The organism is Aminobacter sp. P4_H6_2, from assembly GCF_056400805.1.
In genome coordinates this window covers 1-4696 of sequence record NZ_JBFUKO010000429.1, presented here as the reverse complement: position 1 = coordinate 4696, position 4696 = coordinate 1, and the positions used below count along the sequence as shown (strand labels likewise).

The window sequence follows — 4696 nt, the reverse complement described above, 5'->3', positions numbered from 1 at the left end:
GCCGAAAGGTGGCGGGGCTTTTTTGCGGTTCAGGCTGGATCACTCAAGGGAACGTGCAACTCGACGCAGAGCCAAGCGACGCGGAGTCCAGCCCGCTAAGGACGCCCAGGGGGCTGCTCAAGCGGAAACTTGTCGTCGTGGACAATCGCCACAGCCCGGTCGAGGCCGTCTTGAACCTCAAAACCGATCCAGTGTCCGTCCATCAGATGGGTTTGTCTCGCGCAGGCGAGGAAGTAGTTCCCGGCCTGTTTCGCCACAAAGTTGAGTTGTCTCCTCTCATTGGTTTTGATTCCCTCTGGCGGATTGGTGTACGCTCCCCATATCGCATCCTCATGCGTCAACTTCACTGGCATCTCTGACTGAGCATAGACTCTGGTCACCATCAGACTGTGCCGAAAAGATGAGGAGCCATTGATGAAATCGATCTTCACTGACCATCCCGTGGGCACCATGATCGTGAGGTTGCCGCCCCAGTAGCCGTTGAAATCGATAATATCAGTCCGGATGTTGTCCCTGCGGTACCGCTCGACTTGGTTCCAATCGGCAACAACCTCCATGGCGACAGTCCTGGCTGCGGGATCGTTCTTGATCCAACTCGGGACGAAAGGCTCGCCAGCCAGTCCTACTCCAGGCAATACTCCCAACGCCAAGACGAAAAAGGCAAGCTGAGCAAAGCGTGCCATCAAACCTCCTGTTCAGGGCGAGGCCGGAGCGGCACCCAATTCAGATCAACTAGGCCAGCCGTAAGAGAGGGTACCCTCTCTGCCTGATACCTGACCATGTCTACAATGTCTTGTTCCTGTGCACTGGCGATACCGCGCGCTCGATAATGGGCGAGAGCATTCTGCAAAAGTAAGATGCCGGGCGGTTCAATGCCTTTAATCGGCTCCAGCAGGCACCTGAGCAGAGATCATGCGTGTCCCTGCCTTTGATGCTGACGATCAAGTGCCCGAGCCAGGACACTCCTTACGATATCGACCAATGTATCGGGCTTCAAATGACCGCACCCTGACACGGGCCAAAAGTCGAAGCGAGAGGTCAAAGCATCATGTGGATGCTGGTTGCTATTCTCGCAGGACGCGCAGTTGTGCGTTCATTGAGATCAATGGAAAGATCCGGATAAGCGACCAGGAATCGGCCGAGTTGATACGGCAGAAAAGCAGCCAATCCAGCCGTGTTAGACAAGAGCCTGATGCGCCCCCTTAGACCCAGTGCCGTCGGTGCGAAGTCCACGTATGCTCCACTCGATCTAGGATCAAACGAGCATGGCGGATCAAGGCATCACCTGCCGCAGTCGTGCACTTGCCCATTCTCATCTGAGCTTTGCGTGGCACCCGTGACATTATGCCGAAGGGGATCGGAGCGTATTGGCCAGGACCTCGTATTGGAAACCTGACCAACCGTATTTGGAGTGCAATCATTTGCCTCTTCGATTAATCAGCTCTCGGAACGAGCTGTTTCGGAGATGCCTGCACGCCATTATCACATTTAGCTTGTAGAAAATCGTCAATGTAGATTTCAGATAAAACGCAAGTCTGTCGCGCCGCATTTCACTTCTCCCTATTAACTCTCCAAGCGGATGGATTTGGCGACAACGGAAGCGGTTCTGCTTTTCAACCCAACTTCCTCGCGATACATTCCGACACTTCACAATCTGTGCGGATTGCAGAATGGATTTTCGTCGATGATGCCGGTTGATGAGTTTTCTCGAGATCTGGACTGGAATCTTTTGAAGATATTCCACGAGATTGCCCATGCGCGGGGCATATCAAAGGCCTCGGAGAAGACGCGGCTCAAGCAATCTGCCATAAGCCTCGCGCTGAAGCGTTTGGAAGGACAGGTCGGAGCCGTGCTTTGCAGGCGTGGCTCAGGAGGCTTTGAGCTTACTTCAGAAGGCATGCTCCTRGCCGAACTTTGCGCGCCGATTATGAGCGCAGTCCGCGAAATACCAAGCATAACTACAAAATCCTCGAGTGAAGTTCACGGAAAGATAACAATTGGCCTCATAAGCAACTTCACATATCCTGTATTTGACGAAGCACTATCTGTATTCCATACGAATTTCTCTTCCGTCGAAATAGTTATTTCTACGATGCCATGGGCAACTGTCCTTGCATCTCTCATTCGTAACGAAATTGATGTTGGCATCGCATCGACGAATATTAAACATCCTGAACTCAGGTACAGATTTCTTTGTCGAGAAGTTCACAGGCCGTATTGTGGCGTTCGTCATGGTTTTTTTGGCAAAGAAATAGGCGATCCAGGACAGCTCAGTGACGAGAAATTTGTCCTTACTGGAAGTGATGAGCCAGATGAATTAAGAGATTTTAGATTACATCACGGCCTCGGTTCAAACGTATCAGCTGTGACTGAGCACCTAGAAGAAGCAAAACGTCTTGCTATTCTTGGTGTTGGAGTAACTTTTCTTCCGGAAAGCTATGCATCATATGATATGAGTTGCGGCCGCCTCTGGCCATTGCTGCACCATGACATCTCGCCATCTATTGAGGTCTACACAATAGACAATCCTGCGGCTAATCACTTGGCAAGGAGAAGAAAGCTTCGTGAGGAATTTGTAAGATGCATCGAAGAACTTACGACCGCCGAGATGTCGACCTAGCTGCTTTGTACGCCAGGTCGATATGACACTATTGAAAGTATGCGAATAGGAAGTTTTATCAGCTCTGACGGACCGTGTGGCGATTTGGCTTCAAAGAACAAACTATCTCCAGTCGTCATTTGATAGGATTTATCTCCGTGTAAATAGACCATCTCCCCCTCTAGTACGAATATAAACTCTAGCCCGTCGTGTTGAAACTGAGGGTATTTATCGAGGTGTTCTTCTAGGGTTATCAAGTATGGTTCAACGACGACATCGTTGTCATTCGGGATTGTATAGCCGAGTAGGCTGTACCTATGCCCCATTCGCGTGGCAGGCCTCTGCACATCGACGCCGCCACCTGATTTGACGAAAATAGCCTCGGTCGGTTCTTCGCAATCTTGGAAAATAACTGCCAGCGGCAATCCAAGAGCTGATGACACTGCCTGCAACGTACCCAACGAGGGAGAGATGGAGCCGTTCTCTATCKTGGACAGCATGCCAACTGAAATGCTTGCTGCCGCCGCCAGATCAGATGCTGTGACACCAATCTTGCGCCTATAGGATCTAACCTTGTTGCCGATCGCCGTACGAAGAAGCGCATCACGCGAGGGTCGTCCCGTGCATTCGGATTGGGAACACAAAAGCGGCGATGCTGATGCACTGGACGCCAAACGCGAGGCCACATCTGGCAATGACTCTACTGCGCTTTGGAAATCGGACATCTATTTTCCTCACTTTCGAAAAGGGGGCAAATGGAAGTCAACCGTGAGGTCACCAACTATCGAATTTTTGTACAGGCCTTCTTTGCAACCTTGTGTGAGGTGGCCGTTTACGGCCACGTCACAGTTTGACGGGCCCCTCGCTGCGCCCCAGGTCTACCCTTTGTGCTACAGCCCTTAAGCAACGCCGCCCAAAAGACCGACGACGCCGACCATGGCGGCCGCACCACCGAGCAACTTGGCGATTGCCGGTTGGCCTGAGTTAGTGGACCGTCCGATCATTGAGCCAATGCCGACACCAACGGCGTACAGCAATGCCGTCGCAGCCATGAATCCCGCCCCGTAGGCAATGCCCCCAACGGTGTCTGGCATTTCAGCTCCGTGCGCGTGCCCGTGAAAAATTGCAAAGGCAGCAACGAGCGCCATTGCCACCGAGATCGGAGCGGCAAAGCCGAACGCTACGACTGCACCGAGCACAACGATCGAAAGACCGATCCCGAATTCGACCAGTGGCAACTGAAATCCGGCCATCCCGATGGCCCCGCCGACAGCCATGGCAGCGATGAAACTCGCCGGGAGTAGCCAGGTAGCGCGGCCGCCCCGCTGAAACGCAAAGATGCCAACGAGGACCATGGCCAGAACGTGGTCCAATCCGCCGATTGGATGCATCAATCCTTGGAAAAGCCCAAGATCGCCATGACCAGGATGCGCCAGCGCTTGGCTGGGAAGAAACGCGAGGAACGGAACTGTCGCTAGGTATAATTTGCGTATTGGCATACTTAGTATCCCATTTCTACAGAGTGATTTGACGGTATGAGGTGACGATCGACAAACAAGTTATTAGCTGTTGGYGCGGTGCCCTAGCTTGTTGTTTGCAATCAGCGTTCCAAGCGTGTCCAGAATGACCCGAGTGGCAAGTTGTGCTGTGTTGTCGTTGACATCATACGGAGGGGAGACCTCAACGACCTCCATGCCGCATAGTCCCTCCGCCGCAATAGCGCGAATAATCTCGAATGCTTCGCGAGGCATAAGCCCACCTGGTTCTGGAGAGCCAGTTCCTGGTGCGAACCCTGGATCGATGGAGTCGATGTCAAATGACAGATAGACCGCCTTGCAGCCCTCCCAGGCCATCTCCAAGGCCATTTCGGCTACTTTCTTTGGCCCATGCTTCTCAAGATCGAACATGGTCATTACGCTAGTGCCCCGCTGGTGCGCGACAGCGCTTCCCGGGCGGTTTCCGTACCAACCGCCAATTCCCAATTGCACCAAGTTCTTTGGGTGGCAGTTTGGCAGGCCGACGTCATGCATGTGCGAATGGTCGCGATGGGTCGTTTCTCTCCCATCATGAGTGGTCCAGAACCAGGGAGTAGTATGC

Annotated in this window: 5 protein-coding genes and 1 pseudogene; 2 read left to right on the top strand and 4 right to left on the bottom strand. The window is 52.9% G+C overall.

The genetic code is table 11. From position 1 onward, the window contains the following. Window positions 1-95 precede the first annotated feature (95 nt). Window positions 96-683: a sulfocyanin-like copper-binding protein gene (locus AC1DUU_RS23555; protein ID WP_476785804.1), complete on the bottom strand. Its 588-nt coding sequence runs from the start codon at window positions 681-683 to the stop codon at window positions 96-98. Between the two features lie 86 nt (window positions 684-769). On the opposite strand from AC1DUU_RS23555, the pseudogene AC1DUU_RS23550 reads away from it, so the two are divergent. Then, window positions 770-853 (top strand): annotated as a pseudogene (locus tag AC1DUU_RS23550) (arsenate reductase ArsC); the annotation flags it as partial. An 831-nt stretch (window positions 854-1684) separates the two neighbouring features. Further along, window positions 1685-2620 carry a LysR family transcriptional regulator gene (locus tag AC1DUU_RS23545; RefSeq protein WP_476785803.1) on the top strand — a complete coding sequence of 312 codons (936 nt, stop codon included), beginning with the start codon at window positions 1685-1687 and terminating at the stop codon, window positions 2618-2620. On the opposite strand, the gene AC1DUU_RS23540 is transcribed toward AC1DUU_RS23545, so the two are convergent. The 3 genes from AC1DUU_RS23540 to AC1DUU_RS23530 all read right to left on the bottom strand — a co-directional run. After that, window positions 2617-3324, bottom strand: a complete 708-nt coding sequence (locus AC1DUU_RS23540) for a helix-turn-helix domain-containing protein (RefSeq protein ID WP_476785802.1) — start codon at window positions 3322-3324, stop codon at window positions 2617-2619. The genes AC1DUU_RS23545 and AC1DUU_RS23540 overlap by 4 nt on opposite strands. A gap of 174 nt (window positions 3325-3498) precedes the next feature. Continuing rightward, window positions 3499-4098 (bottom strand): HupE/UreJ family protein, encoded by a 600-nt coding sequence (locus AC1DUU_RS23535; protein ID WP_476785801.1) that lies wholly within the window; start codon window positions 4096-4098, stop codon window positions 3499-3501. A gap of 63 nt (window positions 4099-4161) precedes the next feature. Then, window positions 4162-4696 (bottom strand): arginase family protein (locus AC1DUU_RS23530; RefSeq protein WP_476785800.1); only part of this gene is annotated, 535 nt, incomplete at its 5' end.

Excerpts from the sequence above, each read along its gene's own strand:
- AC1DUU_RS23535 (WP_476785801.1), bottom strand. The coding sequence starts at position 4,098 with ATGCCAATACGCAAATTATACCTAGCGACAGTTCCGTTCCTCGCGTTT.
- AC1DUU_RS23555 (WP_476785804.1), bottom strand. The coding sequence starts at position 683 with ATGGCACGCTTTGCTCAGCTTGCCTTTTTCGTCTTGGCGTTGGGAGTA.